Source organism: Mesobacillus sp. (assembly GCF_047739415.1).
Lineage (GTDB): Bacteria > Bacillota > Bacilli > Bacillales > Cytobacillaceae > Mesobacillus.
Map to the genome: position 1 here is coordinate 1 of NZ_JBIQOE010000186.1, position 18,496 is coordinate 18,496.

The following is an 18,496-nucleotide window of genomic DNA, read 5'->3' on the forward strand; positions in this document are numbered from 1 at the left end:
TCAGACTAACGGATGGGCTCTAACGCACCATAGTTCAGCGACCTTCCTCTTCCAGCCGTAGAATCAGTATTGACGGTTCGGAACCATTTTCATTCTCTGTGGTGAAGCGCCGATTTTCTCGCTTCATGGATGGCTAACGGGAGTGGACGTGAACCTGACAGGAATGCGGCCGGAATTGGCACACTCCGTCGTTACACTTGGCATCAATTTCGATAACGTAAAAATGTATAACAATCTGGGACAGGCACTAAAGGCCTTTGGGATCGTCCGGAAATAGTAAAGCGCAATCGTATTGGTTAGCAGGAAGGCGAAGCGACTGGAACGGTAAATCGACAGCCCAATATAACAGAACCTTTAGCTAAAAAAGCCGTCAAACCTTATCAAGGTTTGACGGCTCATTTTTTTGCTGTTAATTGATTTTAAAGCCACTTGATTTTCGGCTCGGTTTTCTTGCGGATTCTCTCAATATTAGCCCTGTGCCTGTAAATAACGAAGGTAGCCAGGACAGCGACAACCACGATCAAAGGAAGGTCCTGCGTAAACAGAGAGTAAATAAAAGCTGCTATACCAGTTAGAATCGAAGAAAGAGAAACATACTTTGTTATGTACAAGCTTATGAAAAAGAAAACAAGCATAAATAAGAATAAAACTGGTACATATGCCAGCAACACACCGCCTGAGGTAGCGACGGCTTTTCCCCCGCGGAATCCTGCAAAAACAGGGTACATGTGTCCAATTACAGCAAACACTCCTACTAAAAGAACATGGAGCCCATCAGCATTCAGAAGCAAAGGCAGACTGGCTGCAAGAGTTCCTTTCAAGACATCAGCAATACTTACTGCTAAACCAGCTTTTACTCCTAATGTCCGGAATGTATTTGTTCCGCCTAAATTGCCGCTCCCATGTTCACGGATGTCTTTGCCATAAAATGCTTTTCCGATTATGAGGCCCGAAGGTATTGATCCAATCAAGTAAGCAAGAATAATGATGATTGCGTTTAATGCCATGAAATATTCTCCTTTTAAGATTTTAAGGTTCTTTTATTTTACCATGTTCTCTTAAAAACTCCATGCAAATCTTGAACAAAACTGATTACGGACCTATCGCCAGCTAATTATATAGTATCTTTTTTATTTGCAATTAAATTAAAATCATAACAATTTCGCTCATTAATCGGCTTACCTTCCTTGCTTGCTAAGTTTATAACTTGCTGAATAAGTGAATAAGGAGGTAAACTATTCAATTTTAAGGAGTCCTTCTCTATGAGGATCGGAAAAACTTTATCGAAAAGAAAACCGTTATTCATTTTACTTATGCTGGCATTAATAGTAATCGTCACCGCTGTCTATCATACGCAAAAAGATCTTCCTGATGGCTTATCGTATGAGGGAGAAGTCCATAACGTCAAGGATGTCCGCTTTTTATATGATTTAACGTACAAGGGGACAGATGGGGAAAAAAAGTACGAGCATGAAATATTCGATACGGTAATAAAAAGGATTGAGGAAGCAGAGGAGTTCATCTTCCTAGATATGTTTTTATTCAATGGCTATTATAAAAAAGATATGGGCTATCCCGAAATTAGTGAATCTATCGGTGAAAAACTTATAGCCCAGAAGAAGAAGCATAAAGATCTGACAATTGTGTTCATCACTGATGAAATTAATTTAACATATGGTTCCCACAAATCCGGGATATTGAAGGAACTTCGTGAAAATGAAATAAAAGTGATTTTCACAAATTTAGATCCCCTGAGAGATTCCAATCCATTATATACGGCTGTTTGGAGAATATTTTTCCAGTGGTTTGGGCAATCAGGGGAAGGATGGATTCCAAATCCGATGGCGAAGAATGCTCCGGACGTAACACTTCGTTCCTATCTTGAACTTCTGAATCTTAAGGCTAATCACAGGAAAGTGTTCGTCACTGAGAAAACAGCTATTGTTGCATCTGCAAATCCACAAGATGCAAGCGGCTTCCACTCAAATATTGCCTTTGAAACCAGCGGAAATATAATCGGGGACCTTCTGGAATCTGAACAGGCAGTAATTGATTTCTCAGGAGGGGGCGACCTCCCTGATTACAAACCTGTAACAGAAAAAGGGGATATTAAGGTACAGGTTTTAACGGAGGGGAAAATCCTCAAGCATCTTTTGAATGAACTGAAAAATACGGGGAAAGGAGATCATATTTGGATAGGAATGTTCTACCTTGCCGAAAGGAAAGTCATCGACGAGATTGACAAGGCCGCTGATCGGGGAGCAAAAATCAATATTATACTAGATCCAAATACCAATGCGTTTGGCAATCAGAAATCAGGTCTTCCGAACATTCCTGTTTCAGAAGAAATAATGGAATTTGGAAGCGAAAATATTGAAATAAAATGGTACAATGCTGGCCAGGAGCAATATCATTCAAAAATGATCTACTTTGACCGCGGTAAGAACAGCGTTATTCTTGGAGGATCCGCCAACTTCACCCGACGCAATCTCGATGATTTAAACCTTGAAACCAACATGAAGATAACAGCGGCATCTGACAGTCAAGTGGTCAAAGATGTTGACCAGTATTTCAATAGAATATGGAATAATGACGGAGCCATGTTCACACTTGATTATGAAGAAAATAAGGACAAACTGACTCCCTTTAAATATATTATTTACTGGATTCAAAGGATATTATGGTTCACAAGCTATTAGCAGCAAAGGCATCCTGAATGAAGAGGATGCCTTCTTTATAGTTAAGGAAACTATAAAATTTTTGAGTTGTGGATAACTTCATGAAGTTGTCTTAATCCAGCTCCAGCGCCTAGCCCCTCGAGTCGCTTCGGTCCGCACAATGAAGTCAAAGAACGACTTCACCGGTCGGCCCTCCAGCGCTTGTCGGGGCTGAACGAGGCGCTTGCGCTTTTTGTCCTGGGATATAGGGATTTCTTCTGTATTAAAAAAAGTACCTGTTCCAGTAGGACAGGTACGATTCATGAAGAAGTTATCCGGTAAGTTTTGGCCATTCATTATAACGAATAACGTGGTAAATAGCCAGCCCGTCACTATAATTGCCGTTACCGTAATCAACTGGAATCAATGAAAAGGTTGCCAGCCAGACAGAAAAATAGGAATAACGGACAAATATAGTATGAGGTTCTAAAATACCTTTGGAGATAAGGATATTGAGCACCAATACTGATCCAAGGTTAAAAATGACTCCACCAGCATGGACAAGACAATGTGTTAACCGGTTATTCCATTTAAGGTGCTCATACTCGCTAAAAGCATCCAAAAAATACATGCTGTTTAAGCTGAATGGACCTTTCTTGAAAACTGTTTTTCCACGCCCAAGTGAGAAACTGAATTCTCCTCCAAAGATCCATGCAAAAAAAGAATGTCCTAACTCATGCATTAGTGAAACTATAGGATAAATAAGTAAAAGGGCCAATAGAAAGCCCACAAAGTCAGAAAAGCCGAACATGGTATAAAACCTCCTATCTTAATCAAGTAAATGGCTTGCTTTTCGTACTTTTGCTTATATAAGAATTCGTCTTGTGTTCGGGCTTTTTTCGGAGAGACTTCCGAACTGAAATTAAGGTTATGCAAGCAACAAGATTTACGAAAAAAGCATTAGCTATCAATGTACAAGTTTTACCCATGGCAAGTTAACCTAAACGAAAATACTAGTTGAAAAATATGACACAATTACCTTATTATTTTCAACGTTTTCCACAAATAAACAAGTCAACATTTTTCTACCTGGAAAGGATAGGTGAAATATGAATAATCATAAAAAAAGTAATTTTAAGTCGTTGATTTTGACAGGAATTGCAGGAATAGTTGTCGGAGCGATTCTTATATTCTTACTTGGTCCTTTTTCGTCGGATGAAGACTTGCTCCCAGCGGTAAAAGAAAATGCCGAAGGAAAGATTACAACCAAAGCCAGTGCTGATGAGGGAGAGGAGGATCCCACTATAAAGGAAGCAGTAGATAAAAGTTTGGATACCGTTGTCAGCGTGGTGAAATACGCAGGCGGCAATATGTGGGAAGGTACAGAACCGCAAAAAGCTGGTTCTGGTTCAGGAGTCATTTATAAAAAAGAAGATGGCAAAGCATATATTGTGACGAATCACCATGTTATTTCTGGAGCAAGCCAGATTGAAATCAGTCTGGGAAATGAAAAGAAGCTCCCGGCAAAACTCTTAGGCTCCGATCCATTGCTTGACCTTGCAGTATTGGAGGTAAATGGAGAAGAAATTGAAGAGGTTATTGAACTTGGCCAGTCGGAAAAACTAGAGCCAGGTGAAACTGCCATCGCCATTGGTAATCCGCTAGGCTTCTTGCATGGAACCATAACAGCAGGTGTTGTCAGCTCTCCTGATCGAGTTATGCCTGTAGATATAGACCAGGATGGAAGTATTGACTGGCAATCAGAGGTTATCCAAACAGATGCTTCAATTAACCCAGGCAACAGTGGCGGGGCATTGATTAATATTCAGGGGGAACTGATTGGCATCAACTCATCTAAAATTGCCCAGGAAGCTGTTGAAGGAATCGGTTTTGCAATACCAATAGATGTGGCGATGCCAATTTTAAAGGATCTGGAAGAACACGGAGAAGTGCTGAGGCCTTATATAGGCATAGTCCCAATCTCCTTGGCCGACATTCCATCACAATATTATAGCGAGACATTGAACTTACCAGAAGGAGTAGAAAATGGAATTGTCATCAAGGAAGTAGTCTCCACTTCACCTGCAGGAAGAGCGGGTTTAAAGGAATATGATGTCATCACAAAGCTCGATGATACAGAAGTGAAAACAGCAGGAGAACTCCGCAAATATTTATATACTGAAAAAGAGATTGGTGATGAAGTGATAGTGACTTTTTTCCGGGACGGAAAAGAGGAAACTGCTACATTGACTCTTGTCGAAGATTTATCACAAAGCAATTAATCTAAAAAAAAATGCCGTTATGAATTGCACCTCCATTGTTAGACACAAAACTAACATGGAGGTGCAGTTTTTATATGGCATTTTTTATTGTTCATGCAGAAGATTAAATTGAAACCGCCTATACCCTTCCTGGGAGAACGAATAGGATAATACAGAATAAATAAAGACAGGAGGGGAAAGTATGTCACGTGATAAAGGAAAGGTTATCCATGTAGATAAGCTTACAATTCATGCCAAAGAGGTTGAAATCATTCAGGAAAGGTCAAGAAAACACCATGAGGGAAGAAGGCATCCCTTGGATTTCTTTGGTCCCAGAAGAAGACAGGGGCGTGAATTGGGAGAAGACAAACATATTGAACACGAAAGCAGTTCAGTAGAGGGAAGGGATGAAGGCCACAGAGGGCCAAGGTGGCTATAGAAAGCGATTGTCTTGGAGATTCATTTTATAAAAGCAAGAACCGCCTACTGGGCATTCCAATATATTTTGTTATAAAAAACAGCTTGCAGATCAAAAGTCCGCAAGCTGTTTTCATGAATTTATGCTGGTGCGTCAAGTTCATCATCTTCAATTCGTTTTTCATGGTGTTCCACGTCTTTTCGGGCGTTGAAGCGATCTGCTTTTTCCAGAGTGACCGTGATGTTGAAGTCCGGGATACCGGCGTACTTTTCATAGCGTCCTCTTGGCAGGAGGAAGTTTCCTTCCGGGAAGTGGACCTGTACGTTGCCGCGTGAAATGTCTACGAATTTAGCTCTGCCCTGGAAAACACCGAAGCCGTTATATAGAACAATTCCTTCACCTTCTGCAATGCTAAGGTCCTGTGCGTCTTCTGCATTCATCAGGACATCATAGCGCCCGGCGCCGTTAAGCGGATCCACTTCATTGTAGACCATGGAATTGAATTGTTTTCCCCGGCGGGAGGTAACAATGAACTGGCCTTCCTTTTTACCAAGCTCAGGGATGTCAACTGTAATAAGGTTTCCTCTTCCATCTGGAGTAGGGCAGATTCCTTCCTCACATAACCAGGCTCCACCCCACTGGAAAACGTCACCCGCTTTTTTCAGGTGTTGTATTCCGTCATAATTAGGATTCGCCAGTGCGATCTCATTCCGTATTTCCTGAGCATCTTTAAAATCAACCAAATGCGCAGTCTCAGGCTTGACCCGCTTAGCTAAATCAATGTAGATTTTCCACTCAGCGCGAGCTTCTTCAACCTGATTCTTGTTGCCTTCAATTTCCGGGCTAAAATAAACCATTCGCTCAGTGGAAGTAGATGTTCCGCCGCCTTCCTGTTCATAACGAGTCTTCGCAGGGAGGACAATGACGGCTTCCTTTGCATCAACAAGGGTAGATGTATTCAGGATGATATCCTGGTGGACACGGATATCCAATTCAGACAATGCTTTTTCCACAAAGTTTGGGTCTGGCATCGTCTCGAGGAAATTGCCGCCGGATAGATAGTACATTTTAATTTTGCGTTCATGTTCTTCAGGAAGCAAAATATTCTCGAGAGTCACTCCGACAATATCGCCTTGCCAATCCGGAAGTTCTAAACCCCATAGATCCTCAATTCGCTTAATATTTTCTCCATAAAAATCTCCGCCTGGAAGAACGAAGGGATCTGCACCCATTTCGCCACTGCCCTGAACAGAAGAGTGTCCTCGGAAAGGCATCAGACCAGCGTACTTTCGGCCAAGTTGTCCCCGGAGCAATGCAAGGTTCGCCACCTGTGAAATATTGTCTGTTGCGAATGAATGCATCGTCAAACCAAGTGCCCATGCATAAACTGCATTCTTGCTGTTAGCGAGCAGTTCCGCCAACTCGGTAATGCGTTCTTTAGTAATGCCCGAAGAGGCAACAATATCTTCCCATGTTTGATCTTGAACTTTTGCTTTTAATTCTTTATAGCCATTTACATGTTCATTTACAAACTCATGGTTGATAGCTGAACCGTGCCTGATTTCCTCCATATCGAACCAGTGCTTCATGATTCCATGCATAAAAGCAATGTCTCCGCCGATATTGACCTGATAGAAATCATCTGCGATTTTCGTGCCAAAAAGAGCGGATTCTGGATTTGAAGGAATCCAATACTCATCCATCGCAGGTTCTTTATACGGGTTTACGACAATGATTTTTGTTCCTTTTTTCTTTGCTTCCAGCATGTACTTAGAAGAAACAGGAGAGCTGTTCGATGCTACGCTGCCCCAGAACAACAAGACATCAGTACCGATCCAGTCCTGGTAATTTGAAGTGGAAGCCCCAACACCAATCGAACGTTTTAAAGCTGTTTTTGAAGGCGAATGGCAAATCCGGCTTGCATTATCAATATTATTTGTACCAAGAAAACGGGAGACTTTTCCGGCTACATAGTAAGACTCATTTGTAATCCCGCGGCTTGTGAGGTAAAAAGCGTACTGTTTTGGATCAAGCTTTTTCATTTTCTCAGCAATCATATCCATTGCATCATCCCAGGTAATGCGAGAAAACTTCCGCTCACCTTTCCTGCGGATCATTGGATAGGGGATACGTCCCAGCTTACGCAGCTGGGTGCTGTCATATTTTCTTAGTTCATCTATATCAGCGTGAAGAATTTCCGGTTTTATTGCCCCGGCAGTATTCAGTCTGAGGACATTCAATCTTGTCGTACAAATATGCGGGCCTGTCAAAGTCTGGTCTTGCAGCCCGGATACACCTAATGCACAACCATCACATACTCCTTTGGTCAGGATGTTGGTCGCGTAACCGAAGTTATCCCGATTGTCCCAAAGGGTTTTCATGGTATCTCTTATATGTTTCGGCTTAACCTTGCCAAGCCCGAAAGGAATCGGACTTACCCAGTGCTTTGGTGCAGGCATTGCCGCTTTTTTCTGTGGTCCTGGATGTTTTGTTTTACCCAATTTGAAACACTCCCATTTATAACAATCTTTAAGTCTATAAAAAAACCACCGTTAACCTGAAACTGATGCTCCAGGTTCTAACGGTGGTTAGTCTTTAGCAGGTTCGCTGCCAAGTGCCATACCTTATAAGTTACTAAATTTTTCTTGAATATCCTCATCAAAAACAAAAATGGACATTCCAAAATCACGATCGATATCTATATCTACAAAAAGTTCTACCAACTTGCAGCCGAGAAACTCTTCCATTTCAAATGGAGGGTTCTTTCGGTACATTTCTTTAACCATTTCTGTTCTTGCGGCCCTAAGTGCCTGTTTTCCTTCATTGGCTGATGCAATGAATTTTTCTACAGGGGAAAGGTTTCCTTCCATTTCACAGATGGCCCATTTCTTACAAAAGGTAGTGGTTATTTTGCTTGGTCCTTTGCCCATATGCTTTTTGCGAAAGGATCGGACCAGATTGCTGAATTCTGCCTCGTATTTATTCATATTATCCTCCTGTTATCTATACAGGTTATAAGACGATAGGTATTTTACCATATTGAGAGGCAATTACAAAGCATTAACCAGCTAATCTTTCATTAGCTTCATTTTGTTTTCGAAGCTTATTGATATCACGGCGGATTAAAAAGGACACCGCCAGCGCAACAACGAACAGTCCGCTGAAGAACGTTAAGCTTGTTCCATAGCTTCCAGTTGTATCTTTCATCCATGCCGCGAACATTGGTCCTGCCAGGCCTGCGGCTGCCCATGCAGTCAGAATATATCCGTGAATCGCACCTAGCTGCTTCGTTCCAAACATGTCACCGATGAATGCAGGGATTGCAGCAAAACCGCCGCCATACATTGTGTAAACTACCGCAAGCATAACCTGGAATAGAAAAGCTTCTTTCGTATGCGGCAACAGCATGAATAATACAATCTGTGTCGCGAAGAAAATTGTATATGTGTTAGGGCGGCCAATATAGTCAGATATGGAGGCCCATGCGATACGGCCAAATCCGTTAAATAAACCTAAAACTCCAACCAGTGCCGCTGCCTCTGCAGTAGTTAAGCCAATACTCTCTTCAGCTAACGGTTTTGCAGCTGAAAGTATGGCGATACCGCAAGTTACATTGATGAAGAGCATGATCCATAGATAGTAAAAACGTGAAGTTTTTATTGCTTCATTTGCTGTCAGCTGGGAAAGGTCTTTCTTAACCTTTACTTTTCCTGACTCAGCTTTTTCCTTGAAGCCTTTTGGAGCCCAATCAACTGGCGGCCTTTCAAGGTACAGTGACGATAGAGTCATAATAATAAAATATGCAGCACCGAGAATGTAAAATGTATTGGCCGTGCCTACAGATTTAATCAGTGAATCCATAATTGGGCTGCTGATTGCTGCTGCGAATCCAAATCCCATGATGGCAAGTCCTGTGGCAAGTCCCCGTCTGTCTGGGAACCATTTCACCAAAGTGGAAACCGGGGCTATATAACCGACTCCCAATCCAATTCCGCCTAAAACACCATATGTAATATACAATAATGGCAATGAACCGAGATTGACCGCCAGTCCTGAGCCTAAAATACCTGCTCCGAAAAAGGCTGCTGCCAGGAGTCCAGCTTTTCTTGGACCGTGCTTTTCAACAAAATGCCCGAGGAACGCGGCTGATAATCCTAAAAATAAAATGGCAAGGCTGAATGTAAATTGTACTTGCTTGGAAGTCCAACCGAACTCCTCGATTAATGGGTTCGTAAAGTTGCTCCAGGCATATACAGACCCAATGGAAATATGGATTCCCACTGCTGAGGCTGCAATAAGCCACCGATTCTTCGTTTTTTTCATGTTTTTTCCCCTTTACTTTGTTTGTTTTTCCATATGACCAATGACTGCAACAATGAAGTGGATGGAATCTCTTAAACTGCAAAGATCTTGATTCCAAGCTCGATATGTATACTGTAGTACTTGTACTGTAAGAAAACAGAAAACCGTCAATCTTTCCATGCCCGCCATAAAGAAGCGGACAATGATAGAAAAATTGACGGTTAGTACTAAGCAGGTATCGCTACTTACGGACCAACAGTTAATCGCTTACATTTCCATGACACCTTAACCGACGACAGGATCGCTATCTCGAATCAAAATGTGACAGAATAGTGAACTTCGGGAAAATTTTATCATCTTAGAACTGCAGATGCAATACATTTTAAGTTGCTAAATCAATTTTACACTATGGGTGTGTTGTAAATTTTTCTTGAGAAAAAGAAAATAGTGTGTTTAGATTTTAAGTATTCTCAAATTCTTAAAAATTCAGGTGACGACTATGTTAGAAAATATGAGTGATAAATATACCATAACAAAATATCAAGATGGACAATTCCTGGATGTAGAGGATGTCATCGTAAATGAATTTCCATTGACCATTTATGTAAATGACATGGAGTTTGCAACAATGGTTTGCACTCCTACACATTTTGAGGAAATGGTTGTCGGTTTTCTGGCATCTGAGGGGGTTATCCGTTCCTACAATGACATCCATTCACTTAGCATCGATGAAAGCAGAGGCTATGCTTACGTTATGCTAAAAGTGAGTATGACGACAAACCAGGAGTATTATTCAAAACGCTTTATTGGTTCCTGCTGCGGGAAGAGCCGTCAATTTTATTTTCATAATGATGCCCGGACAGCGAAAACATCAATGTCCAATACAACCATATCAGCAACTCAGAGCATTGCACTGATGAACCAGATGCAAAACAGCTCCCAGGTGTTTCTTGAAACTGGAGGAGTACATAATGCAGCTCTTTGTTCACCTGATGAAATGATTGCAGTACGCACGGATATTGGACGTCACAATGCACTGGATAAATTATATGGATATAGCATTCTGAATAGGGTGCCTGTTAGAAATAAAATCATTGTATTTAGTGGCAGGATTTCCTCAGAAGTACTATTGAAAGCTGCCAAGATCGGGGTAGGAATCGTCCTTTCAAAATCAGCGCCAACAGACCTTGCTATCAAATTGGCAAAGGATTTAAATATAACTGCTGTAGGATTTATCCGTGGGAAATCCTTTAATGTGTATTCCTGTCCAGAAAGAATTATTGATTAAATCTGCTTTAAATGGAGTATTGATATTTTAAAAATATAGTATTATTTTTTATAAGTTTTTAATAGAACAAATGGACTAAAAGCCAGGGGCCGGATTCGGTTCCTGGCTTTTCTTAGTATAATGTATTTTTTTCGCGTACGATGTCGGACAAGCAAGAATACGGAGTATCACAGAGGATATGGCGGGAAAAGGGAGGCTCACTTAGCTGAGTAGACGAGAGCCTTGCAAATAGGGTTATTTCGTGAATTATCAGACAATTTACGTTTTGATTGTATATTACAATATTGTTACAATTATCTTCATAAACAAATATTCACATCTGAGAGCAATAATCAGATGAATAGGAAATATGAATTAATTCAGAAATTAATAGTTTAAAAGTTTTTGAAGTGGGTATTAAAGCTTTAGGGCGAATGTTGCGGTTTTTTTATACATAGGTTATAAGGACCGTTTAACAGAATAAATATTAAAGAAAATAAAGATTATGAGGGGGAGTTTTAAACAGTGAAGAAAATTTTATCACTATTCATTATTATGGTGACCATGGTAGGTCTCCTGGCTGCTTGCGGCAGCGATGAAAAAGCATCCGGCGAAGGCGGTATGAAATTGGCTGAGGATGGAAAGTTTATCTTTGCATCATCTGGTGAATTCAAGCCATTCAGCGTGACGAACGGAGAGGGCCAGATGTCTGGTTTTGACATCGATGTTGCCGAAGCAGTGGCAAAAGAGCTGGGACTGGAGCCTAACCAGAAAAAATTCAAGTTTGCCAGTATCGTAGAAGGTGTTAAGTCAGGCCGCTTCGATGCTGCTGTTGCCAGCCATACCATTAATGATGATCGCAAGAAGCATGTAGATTTTTCTACTCCATACTACTATTCTGGACCGCAAATTTTTGTAAGACCTGACAGCGATATAGAGAAACTTGCAGATTTAGAAGGACTGGAAATTGCAGTCTCAAAAGGATCTACTTATGCAAAGACTGCTGAAGAAGTGACAGATAATATTGTGCTTTATGACAGTGACGTAACTGCTTTAGAAGCGTTGGCCAATGGAAGGCACGACGCTGTTATAACGGACTTTATTACAGGAAAAGAAGCGATTGGTGCAGGTCTTGAAATCGAAGGCAAAGAGCTTCTTGGCCGAAGCGAGCAGGCAATCGCCGTAGCCAAAGACAACGATGAATTACTGAAAAAAATCAACGAGGCATTGGAAACTTTAAGAGAAAATGGAACGTTGAAAGAAATCAGTGAAAAATATTTCGGTGAAGATATCACAGCTAAACCGGAGGAATAAGTTGTCAACTTGGAGCGAATGTGCGGTATTACTGCACATTCGTTTCTGCTTAAAATGATGTTTACCACCGTTTGTAAACAAAAAGAAGAACGATAAATGAGCCCATAGGGAGTTGAATGAATTTTGCCTAGTCTATCGCATGTTATAGAAGTCTTTTTTGACACGTATGATATATTCCTCAAAGGCATGCTGCTCACATTGCAAGTTACAGCAGTCTCAATTTTGATTGCTATTTTCATAGGATTGTTTTTTGCCTTCCTCAAAATATCAGGTATTAAAGTTTTGGAATGGATTGCGAATGCCTATATCTATTTGGTCAGAGGAACCCCGTTGATCGTCCAGATCTTCATCTTCTACTTTGGAATGACCAATTTAAACATCTCTGCTTTCTGGTCTGTAGCCCTTGGACTAGCCTTTCATAACGGTGCTTATATTGCAGAAATCTTCAGGGGAACCATCCAATCTATTGACAAGGGACAAATGGAAGCTGGTCGTTCCCTTGGAATGAGCAAGGTCCTTACAATGCGGAGAATTATCCTTCCACAAGCATTCCGTCGTGCCTTGCCTCCTCTTGGGAATCAATTCATCATTGGCCTCAAGGATTCATCACTAGCAGCATTCATTGGAATGTACGAATTATTCAATGTCGCGACAACAAAAGGGGCAAATGATTTTGACAATATGACTTACTTGCTCATTGTTGCTGTGTACTATCTATTCCTTGTTTACTTGATATCTGCTTTGGTTGGAATGCTTGAGAAGAAACTTTCGGTAAGTGATTAAGGGGGAATTTGTTTTGGACGGAAGAGACATGATCAATGTTAAGAAACTGAACAAATCATTTGGCGACCTTCATGTATTGAAGGATGTTGATATAACGGTAAAAGAAAGCGATGTTGTCTGCTTGATTGGAGCAAGTGGCTCTGGTAAGAGTACCTTGCTGCGCTGCCTGAACTTCCTGGAAATCAAAGATAATGGCCAAATCATCATTGAAGGTGAAGAAGTAAATGCAGATTCGCATGACCTGAACGAAGTGCGCCAGAAAATCGGCATGGTTTTTCAGCACTTTAACCTATTTCCACACAAAAATGTGATAGAGAATATTATCGAGGCGCCAGTTCATGTAAAGGGTGTCAGCAGGTCACAGGCGATCAAGGAAGCAAAAGAGCTGCTAGGGAAGGTTGGCCTGGCAGATAAAGAAAAGGTCTATCCATCCAAGCTTTCTGGCGGACAGAAACAGCGGGTAGCAATTGCGAGAGCGCTGGCGATGAAGCCAGATATCATGCTGTTCGATGAGCCGACATCTGCACTCGACCCTGAGCTGGTTGGCGAAGTACTGGCAACGATGAAGGAGCTAGCAGAAGAGGGCATGACAATGGTAGTCGTGACACATGAAATGGGCTTTGCGCGAGAGGTAGCTGATTGGGTTGTCTATATGCACGGAGGCCGGATTGTAGAAGTAGGCCACCCGGATGAAATCTTTGATAATCCTGTCGAAGAACGTACCCGTGAGTTTTTAAGCAAAACTTTTTAAAGGTTGAACGCTTAGGTTCTCTAAGCGTTCATTTTTTATCTTTATGAGGACATAGTGTTATTTAGATGGAAATGGGATGTTAAAAAATGTTTCACCATGGATAATAGAGGGAAAAAGATTGCAGAATAATTACATGGCTGGATGTCTATTTTTTCCCTTCACCCAATATTCCCTTGGGCAAAAGGTAAGTGAAATTTTTATACATAACTGAAAAAATGCATATTTTTTGGAGGCTGACATGATCAAGAATATATTATCTAACTTTGTTTTTTCTGTGTCAGCTGCGGTGATTTTGTTGTTCGTCGTAGTTGGAGCTATTATGCCAAAGAAGTTTGGTGCGGTGGCTGGAGAGTTGTTTGGTTTTACAACAGTTAATTTTGGCTGGTTCTACTTGCTTGCAGTATTTATTATTGTGCTTTTCTTAATAGGACTGGCCGTAAGTAAATATGGAGCCATCAGACTTGGTGGAGAAGGAGAACGACCTGAGTTTTCTTTCTTTACCTGGATCGGTATGCTTTTCTCAGCCGGTTTTGGCGCCGGGCTCGTTTTCTGGGGAATCGCAGAACCAATGAGCCACTTTTTCAACACACCATTCGCAGATGTTCAAGGGGAGTCAAGAGGTGCTGCTAGAGTTGCAATGGGATACTCCTTTTTTCACTGGGGTGTGAGTCAATGGTCCGTTTTTGCAATTGTTGGCTTAGTTATTGGATTCCTTCAATTCCGCAAGCAAAAAAATGGTTTGGTTTCTACAGCGCTTGAGCCGATTACAGGTACAAAACCAGCAGTGAAAAACACAATTGATACACTTGCTGTCGTCGCAACTGTAATGGGGATCGCAACATCCGTCGGACTGGGTGTCCTGCAAATGAATGGCGGACTCAATGCCGTTTTTAATACTGGAAACTCTATCGGCATACAGATGATCATTATTTTAGTGATATTCATTGCCTATATGATTTCATCTTCAACCGGACTTGATAAAGGGATCGCGATGTTGAGTAACCTGAATCTTGGAATCGCGATTGTGCTATTGTTATTCGTCTTGATTGCCGGACCAACAGTCTTTATCATGGAAAGCTTCACGCTTGCGATTGGTGACTATTTCGCCAACTTCATTCAATATAGTTTGAGGCTTCAACCATATCAGGAAGGAACCTGGACAAGAGATTGGACAATCTTTTACTGGGCATGGGCGATTGCATGGTCCCCATTTGTTGGAGCGTTCGTTGCCAGGGTATCAAAGGGCAGGACCATCAGGGAATATATTTTTGGCGTCATGGTCATCCCGCCTGTAATTGCCTGTCTCTGGATCGCAGCATTTGGCGGAACAGCATTATGGAATGATTTGAATTATGACACAGGAATTGCTGCGGCAGTAAATGCAGATTTAACATCTGCTCTATTCAAGACTTTTGAAGTGCTTCCAATGACGTCAGTTTTATCGATATTATCGATCATTTTGATTTTCACATTCCTGGTAACATCAGCGGACTCCGCAACCTATATATTGGCGAGCATGACGACTTCCGGAAGTTTGAACCCGCCAAGGTTCGCAAAAATTGTTTGGGGCTCGCTTATGGCAGCCATCTCGGCAGTTTTGTTATACGCAGGTGGTCTCGAAGCTTTACAGACTGCTTCATTGATTGCCGCACTACCATTTACAGTGTTGCTTTTGCTGTTAATGTTCGCGATTCTTAAGCTTCTGAAAAAAGAGCCACTGCCAATAAGGTCTGCAGATTTAAGGCGATTCAGGAGATTGGAAAAAGCAGCAAACAAGGATACAAAGGAAAAATAAAATGAAGAAGTTAGCCGGAGGATCCATTAAGGGGACTCCGGCTTTTTGTGTATGGCTAAGACTGCAATAACATTCTTCACTAAGATTGCGAGCCGCGTTCCAGCACTTGCAATTTATCTCAGACTGCGATTTAAGAAAAATTTAAGATTTAATTTATAAGCAGTTTAGAAATGAAGGTTACCCTTTGCCAGCGGCTCGGGTTAGCCGCCGCCCGGCTTTCGAAGCCAAAGCTGATTCTTCTGGATGAACCTGCAAATGGTCTTGATCTTGATGGGATGCTGATATTCAGAAATAGTTTTATAAAATCCACGCTGCAGTCTTTGCAGCGTTTTTTATTTTTGAAATGTCTGAAGCTTTATGTATGTGTTGGAAAATTAGGAAATATAATGGGATGTACTTTATGATTGAAAATTTCTGCCAATAAAATTGGTAAATAAAGGAGGATAAAGAATGAACTTAACTATTACTCAATTAAAAAAGAAATCCCTGGAAGCATTAAAAGGAAAGTGGGGCATAGGTGTGCTCCTTACGTTCCTGGTATTTTTAATCACGACCTTTGTGCCGATGATTGTTGAAATATTCGCTAGCGGAGGATTTAGGACTTGGGCGAACCAAACAGAAACCCCGGTTATCGCAGACCTACTTAATATCTTCTTTTCTTTTTTGTTTATTCCGCTGTCAGCTGCGGGTTATTGGTTTTATCTTACCATTGCCAGGTGGAATGACCCAAAGATATCAGAGGTGTTCGCTGTTTATAAAGACTGGGAACTTTCCCTGAAAGTTATTGGAACAGCTATCCTGGTGGGAATTTTTACAATGTTATGGATGTTATTATTAATTATTCCTGGATTGATAAAGGGTATTTCATATTCACAATCGTTCTTCCTGTTAAGAGACAATCCAGAATACTCAGCGCTTGAAGCAATTACGGAGAGTAAAAAGAGGATGAAAGGTTACAAATGGAAATTCTTTCTGATGAACTTGAGTTTCATTGGCTGGGTGTTTATCGCGATTTTCACGCTTGGAATTGGATTTTTATGGTTATCTCCATATATAGCAACAACCAATGCTAATTTCTATAATGAATTCATTTTTCCACAAGGAAATGAAGAAAAGGAATCAGCGGAGTTGGAACTTTAATTTGCGATTACATTTATAAAGAAATATATAGGATAATTTTGTAAAATGTCTAATAAAAGTAATTCTAGTCGTATAGAGAAATGAGGTAGAATAATGAGGTTTGACACGTCCACCCTATTTTTAATTGATAAGAAAGATGGATTCACTCCGACGTTTAGCCAACTTGTTTCTATGATGATTTATACGCGGGATACTACGTTAGAGGCTGTAGAAGGTCTTACGGTAGAGAAGCTGGACTTTCTTATCCATGATGAGGCGAATTCCATCGGTATGCTGCTTGGCCATATGGCTGCAGTGGAACGGATCTATCAAATTATTACCTTTGAAAAACGTGATCCGACTGAGGAGGAAGTGGGAATTTTGCATGCCGGTCTTGAGCTTGATGAGCAGGGAAGAACAGCATTTAAAGGATTTCCACTTGAATATTATTTAGAAGATCTTGCAGCAGCGCGTCATGATACATATAAAAAGTTCCAGACGCTGACAGATGACTGGCTGTTCGAACAAACAAATTGGTGGTGGAACCAGCCTGGAAACAATTATTTCAAATGGTTCCATGTGTTTGAAGATGAGCTCAATCACCGAGGACAAATTAGAATGATTAAAAAGATTTATAGCAAGGAGAAAGATCGTTTAGTTAAATAGGAACAATAATATATATTCAGCTATTATTCTACAAATTTTAAAAAGTTTTGAAACTAAATCCCATGATAATCGTATTACATATCAAGAAATAAATGGAATAAGGGAGGGTGCTTGTTTCGATTTTAGCAAGGGGTGAGTAAAAATGGAGCTGTTTGGCATGCCATTAGAAACGATTTATTTTTACGGATTGGTTATTTCTGGTGGTGTCACGATTATTTATTTGTTTTTCGGTGACGCTCTTGAGGGACTGACAGAAGCAATTCCTTTTGTGAATCCAACATTAGTCTTTTCCTTTGTTGCGATTTTTTCTGCAGGTGGGTATTTAGGTGAAGTTTTTACAAAGCTGCACAGTGTTTTGATTGCTGCTGCTTCTGCAATTATTGCTCTTATTCTAGTAACTTTGCTGAATGTTTTTGTGCTGATTCCACTATCCAATGCCGAAGAATCCCTCGTGTATAAAGAAAGTGACTTAAGAGGGAGGATCGGAACCGTCATCACTGGTATCCCGGTCGACGGCTATGGTGAAGTCATGATTGAGAATATCAGCGGCCGCATCTCTAAACCGGCAGTCAGTTTTACAGAAACAGAAATACCTTATGGAAAAAAAGTACTGATCATCGATATTGAAAATGGAGTATTGCAAGTCAAGTTGTATGAAGAGTTAGAGACTTATATTTAGGGGGAAAAGGTATGGATCTTATGTTTATTGTTATTGGTTTTGTTGTCTTCCTTGTCATCGCTATGATAGCCGTTTTCATCACCAAATATAAAACGGCTGGGCCTGACGAAGCTCTGATTGTTACGGGAAGCTTTTTGGGAAGCCGCAATGTGCACACGGATGAATCGAATAATAAGATAAAAATCATCAGAGGCGGCGGTACGTTCATCTTCCCTGTATTCCAGCAATCCCGCCCGTTAAGCCTGCTCTCGAGCAAGCTTGAAGTAACCACTCCGGAAGTTTACACAGAGCAAGGCGTGCCGGTAATGGCGGATGGAACGGCTATCATCAAGATCGGCGGATCCATCAGTGAAATCGCAACTGCTGCCGAACAATTCCTTGGCAAGACAAAGGAAGATCGCGAAAATGAAGCAAAGGAAGTATTAGAAGGGCATCTGCGTTCGATTTTAGGATCGATGACTGTAGAAGAAATCTATAAGAATCG

At 41.0% G+C, this 18,496-nt stretch carries 18 protein-coding genes; 13 read left to right on the top strand and 5 right to left on the bottom strand.

Annotation, left to right across the window (positions count from 1 at the left end; translation table 11 throughout):
* Positions 1-142: 142 nt before the first annotated feature.
* On the top strand, positions 143-277 hold the full coding sequence (locus tag ACH0QE_RS14910) for a hypothetical protein (protein WP_415801382.1): 135 nt from the start codon (positions 143-145) through the stop codon (positions 275-277).
* Between the two features lie 142 nt (positions 278-419).
* Here ACH0QE_RS14910 and plsY read toward each other — a convergent pair whose 3' ends face one another.
* A complete protein-coding gene (gene plsY / locus ACH0QE_RS14915) occupies positions 420-1,007 on the bottom strand; it encodes a glycerol-3-phosphate 1-O-acyltransferase PlsY (protein WP_415801383.1) in 588 nt (195 codons plus the stop codon).
* A gap of 255 nt (positions 1,008-1,262) precedes the next feature.
* Here plsY and ACH0QE_RS14920 point away from each other — a divergent pair, with 255 nt between their 5' ends.
* Positions 1,263-2,699, top strand: coding sequence for a phospholipase D family protein (locus ACH0QE_RS14920; protein WP_415801384.1), 1,437 nt, complete (start codon positions 1,263-1,265; stop codon positions 2,697-2,699).
* Between the two features lie 289 nt (positions 2,700-2,988).
* Here ACH0QE_RS14920 and ACH0QE_RS14925 read toward each other — a convergent pair whose 3' ends face one another.
* Positions 2,989-3,468 (bottom strand): hypothetical protein, encoded by a 480-nt coding sequence (locus ACH0QE_RS14925; RefSeq protein ID WP_415801385.1) that lies wholly within the window; start codon positions 3,466-3,468, stop codon positions 2,989-2,991.
* 298 nt (positions 3,469-3,766) lie between these two features.
* Between ACH0QE_RS14925 and ACH0QE_RS14930 the strand changes: the two genes are divergently transcribed.
* Both ACH0QE_RS14930 and ACH0QE_RS14935 read left to right on the top strand, forming a co-directional pair.
* Positions 3,767-4,939 (top strand): S1C family serine protease, encoded by a 1,173-nt coding sequence (locus tag ACH0QE_RS14930; protein WP_415801386.1) that lies wholly within the window; start codon positions 3,767-3,769, stop codon positions 4,937-4,939.
* A gap of 181 nt (positions 4,940-5,120) precedes the next feature.
* Complete coding sequence (locus ACH0QE_RS14935; protein WP_415801387.1) at positions 5,121-5,357, top strand: hypothetical protein; 237 nt, start codon at positions 5,121-5,123, stop codon at positions 5,355-5,357.
* A 119-nt stretch (positions 5,358-5,476) separates the two neighbouring features.
* Here ACH0QE_RS14935 and ACH0QE_RS14940 read toward each other — a convergent pair whose 3' ends face one another.
* The 3 genes from ACH0QE_RS14940 to ACH0QE_RS14950 all read right to left on the bottom strand — a co-directional run bounded on the left by ACH0QE_RS14940 (position 5,477) and on the right by ACH0QE_RS14950 (position 9,659).
* A complete protein-coding gene (locus ACH0QE_RS14940) occupies positions 5,477-7,837 on the bottom strand; it encodes an FdhF/YdeP family oxidoreductase (RefSeq protein ID WP_415801388.1) in 2,361 nt (786 codons plus the stop codon).
* A gap of 123 nt (positions 7,838-7,960) precedes the next feature.
* Positions 7,961-8,323 carry a DUF2294 domain-containing protein gene (locus ACH0QE_RS14945; RefSeq protein ID WP_415801389.1) on the bottom strand — a complete coding sequence of 121 codons (363 nt, stop codon included), beginning with the start codon at positions 8,321-8,323 and terminating at the stop codon, positions 7,961-7,963.
* 73 nt (positions 8,324-8,396) lie between these two features.
* A complete protein-coding gene (locus tag ACH0QE_RS14950) occupies positions 8,397-9,659 on the bottom strand; it encodes an L-lactate MFS transporter (RefSeq protein ID WP_415801390.1) in 1,263 nt (420 codons plus the stop codon).
* A gap of 478 nt (positions 9,660-10,137) precedes the next feature.
* Between ACH0QE_RS14950 and fdhD the strand changes: the two genes are divergently transcribed.
* From fdhD to ACH0QE_RS14995, 9 genes are all read left to right on the top strand, one after another.
* The gene (gene fdhD, locus ACH0QE_RS14955; RefSeq protein WP_415801391.1) at positions 10,138-10,926 is read left to right on the top strand and encodes a formate dehydrogenase accessory sulfurtransferase FdhD; all 789 of its coding nucleotides are present in this window, start codon (positions 10,138-10,140) and stop codon (positions 10,924-10,926) included.
* 534 nt (positions 10,927-11,460) lie between these two features.
* Positions 11,461-12,219, top strand: a complete 759-nt coding sequence (locus ACH0QE_RS14960) for a transporter substrate-binding domain-containing protein (protein WP_415801398.1) — start codon at positions 11,461-11,463, stop codon at positions 12,217-12,219.
* Positions 12,220-12,342: 123 nt separating this feature from the next.
* Complete coding sequence (locus ACH0QE_RS14965; RefSeq protein ID WP_415801392.1) at positions 12,343-13,002, top strand: amino acid ABC transporter permease; 660 nt, start codon at positions 12,343-12,345, stop codon at positions 13,000-13,002.
* A 28-nt stretch (positions 13,003-13,030) separates the two neighbouring features.
* Positions 13,031-13,753: an amino acid ABC transporter ATP-binding protein gene (locus ACH0QE_RS14970; protein ID WP_415801399.1), complete on the top strand. Its 723-nt coding sequence runs from the start codon at positions 13,031-13,033 to the stop codon at positions 13,751-13,753.
* A gap of 238 nt (positions 13,754-13,991) precedes the next feature.
* The gene (locus ACH0QE_RS14975) at positions 13,992-15,548 is read left to right on the top strand and encodes a BCCT family transporter (protein ID WP_415801393.1); all 1,557 of its coding nucleotides are present in this window, start codon (positions 13,992-13,994) and stop codon (positions 15,546-15,548) included.
* A gap of 450 nt (positions 15,549-15,998) precedes the next feature.
* Positions 15,999-16,688 (top strand): DUF975 family protein, encoded by a 690-nt coding sequence (locus tag ACH0QE_RS14980; RefSeq protein WP_415801394.1) that lies wholly within the window; start codon positions 15,999-16,001, stop codon positions 16,686-16,688.
* Between the two features lie 93 nt (positions 16,689-16,781).
* A complete protein-coding gene (locus tag ACH0QE_RS14985; protein ID WP_415801395.1) occupies positions 16,782-17,333 on the top strand; it encodes a DinB family protein in 552 nt (183 codons plus the stop codon).
* 142 nt (positions 17,334-17,475) lie between these two features.
* The gene (locus ACH0QE_RS14990; protein WP_415801396.1) at positions 17,476-18,012 is read left to right on the top strand and encodes a hypothetical protein; all 537 of its coding nucleotides are present in this window, start codon (positions 17,476-17,478) and stop codon (positions 18,010-18,012) included.
* 11 nt (positions 18,013-18,023) lie between these two features.
* A partial coding sequence (locus ACH0QE_RS14995) for an SPFH domain-containing protein (RefSeq protein WP_415801397.1) occupies positions 18,024-18,496 on the top strand: 473 nt, incomplete at its 3' end.